We start from the raw sequence: 15,241 nt of genomic DNA on the forward strand, positions 1-15,241 counted from the left end.
CTTAGTGCTCCTTTGCGTTGGCAGAGTCATTGTGCAGGGCCGCCGACAAGGGCCGGCTGGCCGTTGCCGCCGGCGCTGCTGCCGTTGCAGTCGTGGATACCGCAGACACCAGTGAACCTGTCGGTGCCGGCGGCGGCTCGACATAAGGCTTGGGGCCTTTGCCGATGAGTTTGAGCACATAAACCGTGCCAGCGCCGAACACGATGAAATACACCACAATGAACAACAACAACGTCAGGCCAACCTCGTAAGGACCGTGCGGCGACACGGCATCGGCCGTACGCATGACGTTGTACACCACCCAGGGCTGGCGCCCTACTTCGGTGGTGAACCAGCCGGCCAGAATAGCAACCAGGCCGGCAGGCCCCATGGCCAGCGCAAAACGATGCAGGTTGCGCGATTCGTACAAGTGCCCGCGCCAACGCGACCAGGCCGCCCATAGCCCCAGACCAATCATCAGAAAGCCAAGACCAACCATGATACGGAATGACCAGAACACAATAGGCACGTACGGGCGGTCTTCGGGCGGAAAATCTTTAAGCGCCGGGATCTGCCCATCGAGACTATGCGTGAGGATCAGGCTGCCCAGATGAGGAATTTCGAGAGCAAACCGGTTGGTTTCGGCCTGCATGTCGGGCCAGCCAAAAACCACCAGCGGTACAGATTCGCCCGGTTTGTTTTCCCAGTGGCCCTCGATGGCGGCCAGCTTGGCGGGTTGATGCTCGAGCGTATTAAGGCCATGGGCGTCGCCCACGAACGCCTGCAATGGCGCCACCAAAACAATTAAGGCGACGGCCATGGCGAACATTTTTTTAACGGGTGCACTGCGATTGCCGCGCAACATATGCCAAGCGGCTGATGCACTGACCATAAGCGCCGTGGCAAGAAACGCCGCAATCACCATGTGAACCAGCCGGTACGGAAACGACGGATTGAAAATAACCGCCAACCAATCGACCGGAATGACCCGGCCGTCAACGATTTCGAAGCCGGCCGGCGTCTGCATCCAGCTGTTGGACGCGAGAATCCAGGTAGCCGACATCAGGGTGCCCAGCGCCACCATGATGGTTGAGAAAAAGTGCAAGCCCGGGCCAACCCGGTTCCAGCCGAATAGCATCACACCTAAAAAGCCGGCTTCGAGGAAAAAAGCGGTGAGGACTTCGTATGCCAATAACGGACCGGTAACGCTACCCGCAAACTCGGAAAAAAAGCTCCAGTTTGTGCCGAACTGGTAAGCCATGACCAGCCCGGACACCACACCCATACCGAAATTGACGGAAAAGATCTTTATCCAGAAATGGTAAAGATCGCGATAGACGGGGTTGCGGGTTTTAAGCCAACACCCTTCGAGTACCGCCAAATAGCTGGCTAGCCCGATGGTAATGGCCGGAAAGATAATGTGGAAGGATATCGTGAACGCAAACTGTATTCGGGCAAGCAACAACGCATCGATATCCATCGCAACAACTCCAGATCTGCATATTTTTACTGTGCTAGCTTAAACCATAGAGGTGCCAAATGACTTTGCGTTCAGACAAAAAAAAGCCAGTCAAACCCCAAAGCGACGACACGACACGCGAGCAGCAGACCAGTCATCGCAGCGAACAGCACCGCAGCAAAAAAGAGGGCCACACCAGTCAGATTGGCTCGGGGCACGACCAGCAGAGCGAGCGCCAGGGGACGCACGACCCGCTGCACCGCAAGCCTTGACCTCAGGTTCGCCCTAGACGGGATCGAAAACCAGCACGGGCCCTTTGGGCACGATACCGGTTGGGTTTATGGAGGGATGACTGCCGTAATAGTGCGATTTGATGTGGTCGAAGTTGATGGTTTGCGCGACGCCGGGCCAGTGATACAGCAAACGGGTCAGGCGCCACAGATTGGGCATGTCGGCAATCCGCCTCAGGTTGCACTTGAAATGACCATGGTAAACCGCATCGAAGCGGATCAACGTCGTAAACAAACGCCAGTCGGCTTCTGTGACCTGGTCGCCTGCCAGCCAGGGTTGCTCGCCTAACCGGGCTTCCAGCGCGTCCAGAGCATCGAACAGATCGGTCACGGCTTCGTCGTAAGCGGCTTGCTTGGTGGCAAAACCCGCCTTGTACACCCCGTTGTTGACCTTGTCGTAAACCAGTTCGTTGACCGCGTCTATGGCCGGGCGCAACGATTGGGGGTAGTAGTCGCCCTTGCTGGCGCCGACAGCATCAAATGCCGAATTGAACATACGGATGATTTCAGAGGACTCGTTGTTGACGATGCATTTCTGATGCTTGTCCCACAGCACGGGCACCGTGACCCGCCCGGAATAGTCAGACTGATTCAGCGTATACAACTGGTGCATGAACCCGCATTGGTTGACCGTGTCGGGGATAACCCCGTCGCCCGGCGTAAACGCCCACCCCTGGTCGCCCATATGGGGGTGCACCACCGAAACGCCGATCATGTCCTCGAGACCTTTGATGGCACGGAAAACCAGGGCACGATGCGCCCAAGGGCAGGCCAGTGATACGTACAGGTGGTAACGCCCGGCCTCGGCCTTGAAGCCGCCCTGCCCGCTTGGTCCGGCGCTGCCGTCTGGAGTGATCCAGTTTCTGAACTGGGCTTCGGTACGTACAAACCGCCCGCCTGTTTTACTGGTGTCGTACCATTGGTCGTGCCACTTTCCGTCAATAAGTAAACCCATTATTTCTCCGTAGTGTCGGCGCTGCGCGCCAGGTCGTCGAGTATCGGGCAGGCCGGCGCATCGTCGCCGTGGCAATGCCTGGCCAGATTCTCGAGCTGCTTGCGAATGTCGACCAGCCGGGCAATGTCGCGGTCAAGCGCCTCGATGTGCGCCAGGGCAAGCGCCTTGACCTCGTGGCTTTTGCGGCTGCGGTTTTGCCAAAGTTCGAGCAAGGTTTGAATGCGCTCGAGCGAAAAGCCGAGGTCTCGGGCACGCTTGATAAATTTAAGGGCGTCGAGATCGCCTTGCGCGTACTGACGATAGCCTGCCTCGGTGCGCCCCGCCGGCGCAATAAGCCCGATCGACTCGTAGTACCTTATCATTTTGGCGCTAACCCCGGCGCGCTTTGCTGCCTGGCCGATGTTCATCGTGTATCCTTCAAAATGCGGCATACCCAAGGCGCAATACGCACCAAGGCTGATTAAAAAGACAAGGCTTTGGCCGCCCTTGGCCTTTGCCTGCTTGACCTTCCTATTATAGGAAGCTTTACGATGAGCGCTTATCCATCTCTTCCGGAGGCCATCATGATTGAATTTACCGTTAACGATATGAGCTGCAACCACTGTGTGGGCACTATCACCAAGGCTGTTCAGGCCGCTTTCCCGCAAGCACGACTAGAATTCGACCTGGCGCAGCATAAAGTACGGGTCGAAGACGTGCCCGGCGTAGACGAAGTGAAAAAAGTTATTGAAGAAGCCGGGTATACGCCGCAACTGGAAGCGGCATAACTACGGTTACACAACACAGGCCAGCCCCAATGAGCGCATTGACCACATTTACCGCCCGCCTGAACGACGGCACCGACCAGGCCCTTGACCACTACAAAGGCAAGGTTGCCCTGGTTGTCAATGTGGCCTCGAACTGCGGCTTTACCCCTCAGTATCAGGGGCTTCAAGCACTTTACGAGCAGTACCAGGCACAGGGCTTTGTCGTGCTGGCGTTTCCGTGCAATCAGTTCGGAAGCCAAGAACCCGGCGACGCCGCGCAAATCCGCGATTTTTGCGACACTCGTTTCCGGGTGTCCTTTCCGTTGTTCGACAAAATCGATGTCAACGGCCCAAAAGCACACCCGCTGTTTCAATGGCTAAAATCAGAAAAGCGCGGGTTGCTTGGCTCTGAAGCCATCAAGTGGAATTTCACCAAGTTTCTGGTGGGCAAAGACGGCCGGGTCATTAAACGCTACAGCCCAACGACCGCGCCGGCCGACCTCGAAAAAGACATTGTTGCTGCACTCGAAGGAACCTCATGATCGACCTGTATTACTGGACCACCCCAAACGGCCACAAAATTACTTTGTTTCTTGAAGAAGCGGGGCTTGAGTACAAGATCATTCCGGTCAATATTGGCAAAGGTGATCAGTTCAAGCCTGATTTTCTTGAAATTTCGCCCAACAACCGCATCCCGGCCATGGTCGACCACGCCCCTGCCGATGGCGGCGCGGCTGTCGCCCTGTTCGAATCTGGCGCCATGTTGCAGTACCTCGCCGAGAAAACCGGCAAATTCTTGCCCGCCGACATGCGTGGCCGTTTCGAGGTTATGCAATGGCTGTTCTGGCAAATGGCGGGCCTGGGGCCCATGGCCGGCCAGAACCACCATTTTGGCACTTATGCCCCCGAGAGAATCCCCTACGCCATCGACCGCTATGTGCGCGAAACAGCGCGCTTGTATGGCGTACTGAATAAGCGCCTGGCCAATCGCGAGTTCATCGCCGGCGATTACTCCATCGCCGACATGGCCAGCTACCCCTGGATTGTGTCGCATGACAAGCAACAGCAAAACCTCGACGACTTCCCCCATTTAAAGCGGTGGTTTGACACCATCGCGGCGCGCCCTGCCACACAGCGCGCCTATGCGCACGCCGCCCGGGTCAACCCCAACCCAACAGTGCAGTCGGAAGAAGCCAAAAAGATTTTGTTTGGGCAAGGCGCCCATACCGTCAAGTAAGGCCAACACGCCATGACGACAGTTTCTTTTGTAAATCGGCCGGCCTGGGCGCTGGCAAGCCTGCTGATACTGACAGGCTGTGCCAGCGGGCCTGCGCAAAATATCTCGCTGATTCCGGCTGGCCAGGTGGCTTCGCAAACCGAGAAATCCGGGCTGTTTACGCAGCCCGTCAAGTACGAGCGCACCCGCCCCGGGTGCAAGGGCGACTGCCCAAAACTCGTGGTTGATTCGATTGTATTTCCCGGCCACGCCAAGTTAAGTGCACTGATCGATCACGCCCTGGCGACCATGACGGGCATTGGCGAAGCACCCACCACCCCCTACACCACCATTGCCGAATTCGAAGACTACTTCTGGAAAACCGCCGCGTCTCGCGACGAGGTTATTTTGTCGGCAAAAACGCGCTACCGCAGCCAGGGGCTGACCGTAATAGAACTGATAACCGGCCAGTACTTTACGGGCGCGGCGCACGGCGTTACGGCCACCCAGTTTTTAAACTGGGACAACCAGACCGAAAAAGTACTTGGCCTGGCCAATGTGCTGCGCCCGGGTCAGTACGACGCCTATGTGGCGGCGCTGCAGGCCGCGCATACCCAGTGGCTTGATACGCAGCCCGATTATAAAAACGACCCCGACGGCTATTTGCGGCTTTGGCCGTTTCAACCCACCGACAATTTTGCCCTGACTGACATGGGGCTGGTGGCCAAATACGGCTCTTACGAACTGGCGCCGTATTCGTCGGGCTTGCCCGAACTTTTGGTGCCTTATGCTCAGTTGCAAGGCATTTTACGCAGCGAATATTTGCCGGCAACGTCCGGAAGCTGACCGACGTCATAGGCCGCAAGCTTTCGGTCTGCTTGAGCGTTTTTGGCTAAGGCGGGTGCATATACAGGCACCCGCTGCCCCGGCCACCCGCTACCCCTGCTTTCTAACACCATACCGGCAATGCCGGTATGGGCGTTTTAGTTGTCCTGACGTTCGAAGCGGTCGAGGTCGAAATAGCGCGATGTAGAGCCGGCTTCCGGAGTTTGATTTGGATCGGTGGCCAAGGTGGGCGCGTTAGGGTCACTGGCTAATGTGGGTGACGGTGCGGCAGGCGCCCTGGGCGCTTGCACCTGCGGTGCAATGGGGGCAACCGGACGAGCAACAGCCGCCGCCGGCCCACCCTGGCGGCCGTAACGCTGGGCCAGGGTGCTATCAATTAATGCGTCAAGCCGGTCGGCCAGCGACGTAAAATTTTTATTGCGTGCCCAATCGGCGGCATCGAGCTTGGACAGATTTTGCGTCGTGACTTCGGCGCCCGCGTCCAGCAATGCCCTGACGGTATTTTCGCTGCCCGAAAACGCGGCCATCATCAACGGTGTTGTACCGTCGGGCGACGGCGCATCGACCAGGGCTTTATTGGCGATCAAGAACCGGACCAGTTCTACACGGCCTTTTGAAGCGGCGTAGTGCAACGGCGTCCAGCCCAGGCGGTTAACCTGGGCACCGCGCGCAATAAGCGCTTTTGAGCGTTCGATATCGCCCACAATCGCCAGATACATGAGCGGTGTTTCGTTGTTTTTATTGGTAATGTTGACGTCGAGCGCACGATGCTTTGAAAGCAAATCGTAGACACCCCAGGCTTCGTCGCGTATGGCCTGCATAATGGCCGGCTCGCCATCGGCCGATTTAACGTTGGGGTCTTCGCCCAGGGCCAGCTCGGTTTTTACGCTTTCGACCCGGTCGTTTTTGATATCGACCCACCAGTTGGGCGACACGGCTCCGACGGCGGTACCTGCCACCAGCAGCACGGCGGCGCTTAACCGGCCCAAACGCGCTGCAATACCCGCAGAGTAATGCTTACTGGACATGAGCGGCTTCCTTGCGCTTGACTTTACTGAACAGCGTGTAGAAGTTGTCGGTGGTCTGGCGAGCTACGTCGGCCACTGTAATGCCACGCAACTCGGCTATTTTTTCGGCAACATGGATGACTTTTGACGGGTCGTTGGTTTTGCCACGGTGCGGTACCGGCGCCAGGTAAGGTGCATCGGTCTCGATCAGCAGACGATCGATAGGCAAGCGTTCGGCAACCGACTGCAACTCTTGCGCTTTTTTGAACGTGACAATGCCCGACAACGAAATATAAAAATTCATATCGATGGCGGCCTGGGCCATTTCCCAAGACTCGGTAAAGCAATGCAGCACACCGCCGCATTGGTCGGCGCCCTCTTCTTTCATGATACGCAGCGTATCTTCGCGGGCCTCGCGGGTGTGCACAATAAGCGGCAGGCCAGCCTGTCGGGCGGCCCGGATGTGCGTACGGAACCGGTTGCGCTGCCAGTCGAGCGGCTCGGACAATCGAAAGTAATCGAGCCCGGTTTCACCGATGGCCACGACCTTTTCTGAAGACTGGGCTCGCTGCACGAGGTCGTCGACGGTGGGTTCGGTGGTGTCTTCGTAGTCGGGGTGAACGCCAACCGAGGCCGACAGATTGTCGTGCGGCTTGACCAGCTCGAGCAGGCGCGGCCAGTTCGGCAAATTAACACTGACAACCAGTGCATGGCCCACCTGATTTTGCTGCATACGCGCCAGGATGTCGTCGAGATTATCGGCGAGTTCGGGGAAATCGAGGTGGCAATGGGAATCGACGTACATGATAGAACCAACAAAAAACGAATACGGGTATTGTACTTGCGTCAGCCGGCCGGGGCATTGGCGTGCTTGTACTTGTGTTAGCTGCAGCGGGCGCAAGCCGCAATAATGCGCTGGGCCGCTGTGTGGGCCAGCAACTTGGCGTTAAGCGGGTGCTCGGCCAGTGCTCGTTGCTGTGCCAGCCAGCGGGCCGCATCGGCCAGCGCCTGCGGCGCCGCCGCGCCACCCACCTGGTGCGACAGCTTCGACAAACCCGGGTAATACCGGGCCGGCGTATTGTGCGCCGCCAGCATCAGGTCGACGAACCAGCGTTGCAAGGTATCGACCCACACTGCAACCGGCAGCTTTTCGAGGGCATCGGCGGTGGGCCCCGGGTCGGGTAACGCCGGCGCAGCCACCATGCGCGCCAACGATTCGAGCCATTGCGGACAGGCGGCCTCACCGCTTTGCGCGGCCTCGAGCGCCTTCAGGGGTGCGCCGCCAGCGGCATCGAGCCACAAGTCGGGGGTTTGAATGCCTTGTTGTTCTAGCCATGCGGCGCTTTGCACCCGCTCAGGCACGGCCAATGGCAGCCGACGGCAACGCGACACCAGCGTTGCCAGCAAGCGGTCAGGTGCATCGGACACCAGCAAGAACACCGTGTGCTCGGGCGGCTCTTCAAGCACCTTGAGCAAGGCATTGGCCGACACCTGATTCAGGGCATGGGCCGGATACAGCACGGCTACTCGGTATCCGCCACGATGCGTGGCGGTATTGAACCAGGTGTGCAGGCTGCGCAACTGCTCGACGCGGATATCTTTGGAAGGCGTTTTTTTCGACGCAGATGACGTGGCATCGGCAGATTCGGCATCTTCGCCCTCGAGCGCCGCAATGGCGTCGGGGCGGATACGCCGCAAATCGGGATGGTTTCCGGCAGCCAACCATTGACAAGCCGAACATGCCCCACACGCCAGGCCGTCTTTCGGGCTTTCGCAAAGCAAACCGGCCGCAGCCGCCAGCGCGAACCGGGTCTTGCCGATGCCGGCAAGACCATGAATCAGCCAGGCATGTGCAAAGCGATCGCGGTTGCCCAGCCAGGCACGGGCCTGATCAAGCTGCCAGGGTAGAAACTGAGGAACGGACACCGTCATGACGAAAACCCGAGCGGATGCTGACCGCGGACATGTTCGGTGCGCCAGCCTGTGACGGCCGCGTCGACGTGATGCTGCAACACCGTACGGATGTGTTCAATGGACTGCGTGGCGTCAATCACTCGAAAACGGTCGGGCTGAGCGACAACGCGGGTGTGATACGCCGCACGGGTGCGCTCGAAAAAAGCATCGCCCTCTTGTTCGAACCGGTCTAGCGTGCGGGTCGCCGCCAGGCGTTGCCGCGCGACGGCCAAGGGCACGTCAAACAACCAGGTCAGGTCGGGCTGAAGGTCGGGATGCACCCATTGCTCTAGCGCGGTAACGGCCGCGCCGCCCAGTTCGCGTCCTCCGCCCTGATAGGCAAAGGTTGCGTCGGTGAAACGATCGCACAATACCCAGTCGCCACGCGCCAGCGCGGGGCGGATGACCTGCTCGATGTGCTCGCAACGTGCGGCAAACATCAGCAAGGTTTCGGTTTTAAGATGCATGGGCTGATGCAGCAACATATCGCGCAGGGCTTCGCCCACCGCCGTGCCGCCAGGCTCGCGCGTTGACACCACACGAACGCCGTGGCTTTGCAGTTGCCCGATCAGCCAATCGATGTGCGTGCTTTTGCCGGCGCCGTCCAAGCCTTCGAGTGTAAGAAAAAGCCCTTTTTTGGCCGACATGTCAGCGCCCCAGAATGTATTTGGCGACGGCACGGTTGTGTGCGTTCAGGTTTTCGGAAAATTCACTGGTCCCGTCGCCGCGCGAGACGAAATACAAAAACTTGTGTGATTCGGGATTAAGCGCAGCGTTGAGCGCGGCACGCCCGCTGCTGGCAATAGGTGTGGGCGGCAAGCCACCTCGGGTGTAGGTATTCCAGGGGGTATCGGTTTGCAGGTCGACTTTACGGATACGCCCCTGATACTTGTCGCCCATACCGTAAATGACAGTCGGGTCGGTTTGCAAGGGCATGCCCAGGCGCAGCCGGTTGATGAACACCCCACTGACGCGATCACGGTCTTGTGCATGCCCGGTTTCTTTTTCGACGATAGATGCCAGAATCAGGGCTTCGTAGGGCGATTTAAGGGGCAGGCCATCCGGGCGCGCCGCCCAGAGCTTGTCGAGCATCTCTTTTTGCGCGGCATAGGCACGGCGCAAAATGTCGAAGTCGGACGTACCCGGCGTAAATACATAGGTATCGGGGTAGAACCATCCCTCAAGACTGGGGCTGTCGATGCCCAGACGATCTTTGAGGGCTGCATCGCTGACACCCTCGAGCGTTTGCTTGACGTCGGGGTTGTTGCGCAATTCGTCGCGGATACGGGCGTACGTCCACCCCTCGACCAAGGTCAGACGTGTCTGCATCATGTCGCCACTGGCCATGCGTTCGAGCAAACCGCGCGGGGTATCGCCCAGCCGGGCCTCGTAGGCGCCTGCCTTGATTTGCGTGTCGAAACCGGTCAGACGCGCCATCAGCACGAACAGGTCTTCATTAATCATGACACCGGCGTCGTTCATGCTGCGGGCCACGGCGCGCAGGCCGGCACCGCTTTCAACCAGATAATCGGCCGGGTCTTGCTTTAGCGTAACGGCGGTGTGCGCCCAGTACCAGGCGCCGCCGGCCAACGCCGCCGAAAGCACCATCATCAAAACCAACAGCCACAACAAACCTTTTTTAAACATCCGTATCATTCGCGTCCTGTGGTCGCCCGGGCTTGTATAGCCCTTCAGACAGCCGAGTTATCCTGACAAACCCTGAAGAAGGTCGTTATCATAAAACGATAATGCCAAACCTTACGAACCTGATGTAAAGCCCATGACCGAAACCTCTTGCACGACAACCGTACTGGCCGATTTTGCTGTTATCGAGGCCGTTGGCGACGACACCGCCGGCTTTTTGCAAGGCCAGCTGAGCAACGATATTGCTGGCCTGACACCCGGGCATGCTTGCCTGGCAGCTTACTGCACGCCCAAAGGACGCATGCTGGCCAGCATGGTGGTGTGGCAAGTGGCCAATGCCCAAGCCCCCACCTATCGGGCCCTGATCCGGAACGATATCGCGCCCGCCATAGTAAAACGTTTGTCCATGTTTGTCCTGCGGGCCAAAGTTAAATTAAGCCTGCTGCCTGCCATGGTTCAAGGCGTAAGCTGCGCAACGCCCGATGCGGTGCCCCCGGCCGCTGCGGCCGCTGCCGCGTCGTGGCCCAAACAACCTGCACCCTATACCGTTGTCGAAACGATGGCAGGGGCATTTATTGCCGCTCCTTGTGCAAACCCAGGCCAGGCTCGTTGGTGGCATATCGACACCACCAACAGCGCTTCAGCCTCCGAAGGCGCTGACTCGGCCGCAACCAGCGCCTGGCATGCCGCCGATATCGCCGCCGGGTTGCCCTGGGTCGAACTGGCCACCCAAGACATGTTCATCCCGCAAACCCTTAACTTTGACCTGATTGGCGGGGTTAGTTTCACCAAAGGGTGTTACCCGGGCCAAGAAGTCGTGGCCCGCAGCCACTATCGGGGCACCGTCAAGCGCCGTATGGCGCGTGGCGTGGTTGCCCTCGACTCGGCTTCGACTGTGCCTGGCATCGCACCCGGCACCGACACGTTTCATGCCGGTGCACCCGACTCCCCCGTGGGCCGCATCGTTAACGCCGTGGTCGTCAATAACCAGGCCCATGTGCTGCTTGAAGTGCAACTGGCCGACGTGGGCCAGGCCGACTTGCGGGTTGGCACTGCCAACGGCCCCGCCATTGTGCTGCAAGACTTGCCCTATGCCATTGTGGCCAACGGGTGAGGCTGCGACGCCGGCCAGGTCGGTTCGAACAGGGTGGCGATGACATCGTCGTCGACCTGTTCGATGCTGGGCGGTGACCACCGGGGGTTGCCGGTTTTTTCAATCAGCAACGCCCGGATACCCTCCCTGAAATCTGTGCGAGCCGTCGCATTAAGTGCCACGGTGTATTCCATTTGAAACACCTGCGCCAACGACATCGTTTTGGCGCGCGTCAGCGTTTGAAACGCCAGGGCGATGGCGGCCGGACACCCATGTCGCAAGCGCTGGGCAGACTGCACCAGCCAGGGGTCATCGGCACTTTCTAGTGCCGCAATATTGCGATACACCACCCGCCAATCGCTGGCGTTAGCCCAATCGGCCATAGCTTGCGCATGTTGCTGCACCGGGCCGGGCGGTAAGGCCGGCATTTTCAGGTCATCCAGGCAAGCATCAAGCAAGGCGTCGTTGCTTGCCCTGTTGTCGTGCCACCGAACTGCCTGTAAACGTTGCAATAAAACCGGCCATGTACTTGACGCTAGGCGGTGGTTCACGATGCCCAGATAGTGGGTATCGGACGCATTGATGATGCTACCCGTTAAGGCAAGAAACCGGCCAACGCCCTGCGGCATGCGGTTAAGCAACCAGTTGCCGGCCACGTCGGGAAACAGCCCGATCACGATTTCGGGCATGGCAAAACGGGTGGTTTCGGTGCACACCCGGTGACTGGCCCCCATCATCAGGCCGGCCCCACCCCCCATCACAATGCCATTGGCCCAGCACAGCACCGGCTTGCTATAGCAATGAATTTGATAATCGAGGGTGTATTCGACCTGAAAAAACGTGCGCAGGTATTCGTTTTGCCAACCGCTGGCGTAAGGCGTTTGGGGCAGGCTGGGGTAAATAGCCTGCAAATCACCGCCGGCGCAAAACGCCTTTTCGCCTGCGCCGCGCATAATAACCATGGCAATGGTCGGGTCAGACTCCCAGGCCGCAAGTTGTGCTGACATGGCCCGCGCCATGTCGAGCGACAGCCCATTTAGCGCCTGGGGCTGGTTCAGGGTAATAAGCCCCAAGTTGTAGCCGCCCGCCGCAGGCAGTGTGCTGAACAGTACCGGAGCGGGTTCGCCCGACCCAGCTTGTGGCCGTGACGCCTTCATGCCCGTACCTGCACATTGCGGCGCGAAGGCTTGCCCCCTTTAAGGGATTTTTTGGTCGCGAAGCGGTGCAGCGCCCGGCGCCGGCGAGACTCTTTGGGGTCGAAACGCAGCGTCCGATAAACCTCGACCCGATCGGCGTCGGCCAGTATGTGGTCGGCCGCGCAGGCCACGCCGTAAATGCCCGTTGACGGGGCAGCGGTGAACAGCTCGGGGTAATCGGCGGCCAAGCCGCTGGCCTGCAGGGCATCGCTGACGCATGCGCCTTGCGGCAACGTTAGCGATTTGCGCCACACCGCATCGGGCAACGCGTAAATGACTTCAATGTGCACGACTGCGGGCTCAGCCATAACACGCCTGGGCTCGTTGGGTGAACGAATCGATAAAACTGGTGGCGATGCGGTTGAATACCGGCCCGACGACCATTTCAAGCGCACGGCTTGAAAACGCGTACTCCATGGTGTAGACGACTTTACAGGCGTCGGGGGCCAGTTCGATGAACTCCCACTTGCCCGACAGCTTTGAAAACGGGCCGTCGACCAGTTCGAAATTGATTTGCGTGGGATAGGCATGCCGGTTGCGCGTGGTAAAGGCCTGCTTGATACCGGCAAAGCTGATGGTAATAGAGGCCTGCATGCCGTGTTCGTCGCGCGATTGCACCGTTGAACCGCCGCACCAGGGCATGAATTCGGGGTACTTTTCGACATCTGCGACCAGGTCAAACATTTGGGCACAGTTGTAAGGAACAAGAACAGATCGCTGAACAGTATGCATTGATTCGGTTTAGTGGATAGAATGTAAGGTTGATTTTAACGTTTATACACCAAGCCCCCTACCCTAATGAGCATTGTCGACAACCGCAAAGCCTTTCACGATTATTTTATTGAAGACCGCTTCGAAGCCGGGCTTGTGCTCGAGGGCTGGGAAGTCAAGGCGATCCGGGCCGGGCATGTTCAAATTAAAGAAAGCTACGTCATTGTGCGCGATGGCGAAATCTTTATCGTGGGCATGCACATCAGCCCGCTGGCAACGGCTTCTACCCACGTTCACCCCAACAATACCCGCACGCGCAAGTTGCTGCTGCGCGCGGAAGAAATCAGCAAACTGATTGGCAAGGTCGAACAGCGCGGCTACACCCTGGTGCCGTTAAACCTGCACTATAAAAACGGACGTATCAAACTGGACTTTGGCCTTGGACGGGGTAAAAAACTGCACGACAAGCGCGACACCTCGCGCGACAAAGACTGGGCGCGCGAAAAAGAACGCATCATGAAGCACGATACGCGGAATAAAGATTAAGCTTGCCGGGCCTTAAGCCGCGCACGGCGCTGAGCCCGGGCGCGGGCAGCTGGCCCGCGGCGTATCAGTAACGATGCTAATAACCAAAGCCTGGCATTTACCTGCTTAAGGTCAGTCGACGCTGCTAATGCCCAGTTCCTGGCACTTGCGTGTCAGGGTATTGCGCCCTATGCCCAGGCGCTGCGCGGCTTCGGCTTTTCGGTCGCGACAATGGCGCAACGCCGTACTGATCATTACCGACTCAAACTCACGCGTCAGCGTGGCCATAATGGCAGGCTCGTTGCGCTCGAGCTTGTCTTGCGCGGTTTTGCTTAACAGGCTTAACCAGTCGCCTGCAGCGGGGGGGTGAACAACCCCGCCACCAGCCACCGCGGGGGTCGCTGACGCGGGTGGTGCTTCAGTCGAAGCGCCAACACGCTGCCCGTTCGCCTGGGCGACCTCGGGCGGCAGGTCTTTGACATCGACCACTTGCCCGGAAGACATGACGGTAAGCCAATGGCAGAAGTTTTCGAGCTGCCGGATATTACCCGGGTAATCAAACGCCCTGAGCACTTCGAGGGCCGCGCTGGTCAGCCGACGCGGGGCAACGCCCAACGCACGGGCGCTGTTTTGCAAAAAGAGCTCGGCCAGCGCCGGGATATCTTCTTTTCGTTCACGCAGCGGCGGTAAGCGCAGCCGAATCACATTCAATCGGTGAAACAGGTCTTCGCGAAACAGCCCTTGGGCCACCCGTTGCTCGAGCGGCTGGTGCGTTGCCGCAACAATACGTACATCGACCTTGATCGCTTGCGAGCCGCCTACCCGATAGAAACTGCCTTCGGCCAGAACGCGCAACAGCCGGGTCTGCAGCTCGAAAGGCATGTCACCAATTTCGTCGAGGAACAGCGTCCCGCCGTGGGCCTCTTCGAACCGACCCCGCCGCTGCTGGGTGGCGCCTGTAAAGGCGCCTTTTTCATGGCCGAACAGTTCGGCCTCGAGCAAATCGCGGGGGATGGCCGCCGCATTAAGCGCCACAAAAGGCCCGGCGGCACGAGGGCTGTGCTGGTGCAAGGCCCGCGCGATAAGTTCTTTGCCGGTACCCGACTCGCCGGTAATAAGCACGGTTGCGGGCGATACCGCCAGCCGCCCAATAGCGCGGAAAACTTCCTGCATGGCCACTGACGACGACTTCATCATGACCGGTCCGGGCGCATCGGAGGACTCGGCCCGGGCGGGCGTTGCCGCAACGGGAGCCACAGGTTCGGGCGGAATGGCGCGCTGCACCAGCGACACCGCATCGTTGATATCGAACGGTTTGGCCAGGTAATCGAAGGCGCCCTTCTTGAACGCGGCTACGGTACTGTTCAGGTCGGTGTAGGCCGTCATCACAATCACCGGCATATCGGGGTGCTGACCCTTGATCTCTTGCAGCAGCGTCAACCCGTCTTTGCCCGGCATTCTCACATCGGTGACCAGCACCGACGGTGAATCGTGACCCAAGGCTTCGAGCATGTCGTCGGCGCAGGCAAACGACTGCGTCGGAATCGACACACGGGCCAGGGCCTTTTCGAGCACCCAGCGGATGCTTTGATCATCGTCGACTATCCAGACAGGTTTCATA

General features: G+C 58.9%; 19 protein-coding genes. 7 read left to right on the forward strand and 12 right to left on the reverse strand.

Annotated features, from left to right (window positions below; translation table 11 throughout):
• Position 1: 1 nt before the first annotated feature.
• Positions 2 to 1,459 carry a cytochrome ubiquinol oxidase subunit I gene (locus CHR62_RS08430; RefSeq protein ID WP_123660624.1) on the reverse strand — a complete coding sequence of 486 codons (1,458 nt, stop codon included), beginning with the start codon at positions 1,457 to 1,459 and terminating at the stop codon, positions 2 to 4.
• A 59-nt stretch (positions 1,460 to 1,518) separates the two neighbouring features.
• On the opposite strand from CHR62_RS08430, the gene CHR62_RS08435 reads away from it, so the two are divergent.
• Entirely contained in the window at positions 1,519 to 1,710 is a 192-nt protein-coding gene (locus CHR62_RS08435) for a hypothetical protein (protein WP_093970125.1), read from the forward strand.
• Positions 1,711 to 1,723: 13 nt separating this feature from the next.
• Here the strand turns inward: CHR62_RS08435 and CHR62_RS08440 are convergent, their stop codons facing one another.
• Positions 1,724 to 2,683, reverse strand: coding sequence for a glutathione S-transferase family protein (locus CHR62_RS08440; RefSeq protein WP_123660625.1), 960 nt, complete (start codon positions 2,681 to 2,683; stop codon positions 1,724 to 1,726).
• Positions 2,683 to 3,090: a Cu(I)-responsive transcriptional regulator gene (gene cueR, locus CHR62_RS08445; RefSeq protein WP_123660626.1), complete on the reverse strand. Its 408-nt coding sequence runs from the start codon at positions 3,088 to 3,090 to the stop codon at positions 2,683 to 2,685. The genes CHR62_RS08440 and cueR overlap by 1 nt, the downstream gene beginning before the upstream one ends.
• Before the next feature lie 156 nt (positions 3,091 to 3,246).
• Between cueR and CHR62_RS08450 the strand changes: the two genes are divergently transcribed.
• The 4 genes from CHR62_RS08450 to CHR62_RS08465 are packed head-to-tail and all read left to right on the forward strand — an operon-like array spanning position 3,247 to position 5,491.
• Positions 3,247 to 3,450, forward strand: coding sequence for a heavy-metal-associated domain-containing protein (locus tag CHR62_RS08450; protein ID WP_123660627.1), 204 nt, complete (start codon positions 3,247 to 3,249; stop codon positions 3,448 to 3,450).
• A 29-nt stretch (positions 3,451 to 3,479) separates the two neighbouring features.
• Complete coding sequence (locus CHR62_RS08455; protein ID WP_123660628.1) at positions 3,480 to 3,971, forward strand: glutathione peroxidase; 492 nt, start codon at positions 3,480 to 3,482, stop codon at positions 3,969 to 3,971.
• Positions 3,968 to 4,666: a glutathione binding-like protein gene (locus tag CHR62_RS08460; protein ID WP_123660629.1), complete on the forward strand. Its 699-nt coding sequence runs from the start codon at positions 3,968 to 3,970 to the stop codon at positions 4,664 to 4,666. The genes CHR62_RS08455 and CHR62_RS08460 overlap by 4 nt, the downstream gene beginning before the upstream one ends.
• Before the next feature lie 12 nt (positions 4,667 to 4,678).
• A complete protein-coding gene (locus CHR62_RS08465; protein ID WP_123660630.1) occupies positions 4,679 to 5,491 on the forward strand; it encodes an RsiV family protein in 813 nt (270 codons plus the stop codon).
• Between the two features lie 137 nt (positions 5,492 to 5,628).
• Here CHR62_RS08465 and CHR62_RS08470 read toward each other — a convergent pair whose 3' ends face one another.
• From CHR62_RS08470 to mltG, 5 genes are all read right to left on the reverse strand, one after another.
• Complete coding sequence (locus tag CHR62_RS08470; protein ID WP_123660631.1) at positions 5,629 to 6,519, reverse strand: ankyrin repeat domain-containing protein; 891 nt, start codon at positions 6,517 to 6,519, stop codon at positions 5,629 to 5,631.
• The gene (locus tag CHR62_RS08475) at positions 6,509 to 7,303 is read right to left on the reverse strand and encodes a TatD family hydrolase (protein WP_123660632.1); all 795 of its coding nucleotides are present in this window, start codon (positions 7,301 to 7,303) and stop codon (positions 6,509 to 6,511) included. The genes CHR62_RS08470 and CHR62_RS08475 overlap by 11 nt, the downstream gene beginning before the upstream one ends.
• A 77-nt stretch (positions 7,304 to 7,380) precedes the next feature.
• The gene (gene holB / locus CHR62_RS08480) at positions 7,381 to 8,424 is read right to left on the reverse strand and encodes a DNA polymerase III subunit delta' (RefSeq protein ID WP_123660671.1); all 1,044 of its coding nucleotides are present in this window, start codon (positions 8,422 to 8,424) and stop codon (positions 7,381 to 7,383) included.
• Positions 8,425 to 8,426: 2 nt separating this feature from the next.
• Positions 8,427 to 9,098, reverse strand: coding sequence for a dTMP kinase (gene tmk / locus CHR62_RS08485; protein ID WP_123660633.1), 672 nt, complete (start codon positions 9,096 to 9,098; stop codon positions 8,427 to 8,429).
• Between the two features lies 1 nt (position 9,099).
• Complete coding sequence (gene mltG / locus CHR62_RS08490; RefSeq protein WP_123660634.1) at positions 9,100 to 10,098, reverse strand: endolytic transglycosylase MltG; 999 nt, start codon at positions 10,096 to 10,098, stop codon at positions 9,100 to 9,102.
• A 133-nt stretch (positions 10,099 to 10,231) separates the two neighbouring features.
• Here mltG and CHR62_RS08495 point away from each other — a divergent pair, with 133 nt between their 5' ends.
• Positions 10,232 to 11,209 carry a folate-binding protein YgfZ gene (locus CHR62_RS08495; protein WP_123660635.1) on the forward strand — a complete coding sequence of 326 codons (978 nt, stop codon included), beginning with the start codon at positions 10,232 to 10,234 and terminating at the stop codon, positions 11,207 to 11,209.
• Here CHR62_RS08495 and CHR62_RS08500 read toward each other — a convergent pair.
• Genes CHR62_RS08500 through CHR62_RS08510 form a run of 3 tightly spaced genes read right to left on the reverse strand, consistent with a single transcriptional unit; the run spans position 11,185 to position 13,116 of the window.
• Entirely contained in the window at positions 11,185 to 12,345 is a 1,161-nt protein-coding gene (locus CHR62_RS08500; RefSeq protein WP_123660636.1) for an enoyl-CoA hydratase/isomerase family protein, read from the reverse strand. The two genes, CHR62_RS08495 and CHR62_RS08500, sit on opposite strands and share 25 nt — an antisense overlap.
• Complete coding sequence (locus tag CHR62_RS08505) at positions 12,342 to 12,692, reverse strand: RnfH family protein (RefSeq protein ID WP_123660637.1); 351 nt, start codon at positions 12,690 to 12,692, stop codon at positions 12,342 to 12,344. Before CHR62_RS08505 ends, CHR62_RS08500 begins: the two co-directional genes overlap by 4 nt.
• Positions 12,685 to 13,116 carry a type II toxin-antitoxin system RatA family toxin gene (locus tag CHR62_RS08510; protein ID WP_123660638.1) on the reverse strand — a complete coding sequence of 144 codons (432 nt, stop codon included), beginning with the start codon at positions 13,114 to 13,116 and terminating at the stop codon, positions 12,685 to 12,687. The genes CHR62_RS08505 and CHR62_RS08510 overlap by 8 nt, the downstream gene beginning before the upstream one ends.
• A 66-nt stretch (positions 13,117 to 13,182) precedes the next feature.
• Between CHR62_RS08510 and smpB the strand changes: the two genes are divergently transcribed.
• Positions 13,183 to 13,641, forward strand: a complete 459-nt coding sequence (smpB, locus tag CHR62_RS08515) for an SsrA-binding protein SmpB (RefSeq protein ID WP_093970109.1) — start codon at positions 13,183 to 13,185, stop codon at positions 13,639 to 13,641.
• A 111-nt stretch (positions 13,642 to 13,752) separates the two neighbouring features.
• Here smpB and ntrC read toward each other — a convergent pair whose 3' ends face one another.
• Positions 13,753 to 15,240: a nitrogen regulation protein NR(I) gene (gene ntrC, locus CHR62_RS08520; protein WP_123660639.1), complete on the reverse strand. Its 1,488-nt coding sequence runs from the start codon at positions 15,238 to 15,240 to the stop codon at positions 13,753 to 13,755.
• Position 15,241: the final 1 nt, after the last annotated feature.

Source organism: Pusillimonas sp. NJUB218 (genome assembly GCF_003788685.1).
GTDB lineage: Bacteria > Pseudomonadota > Gammaproteobacteria > Burkholderiales > Burkholderiaceae_B > Neopusillimonas.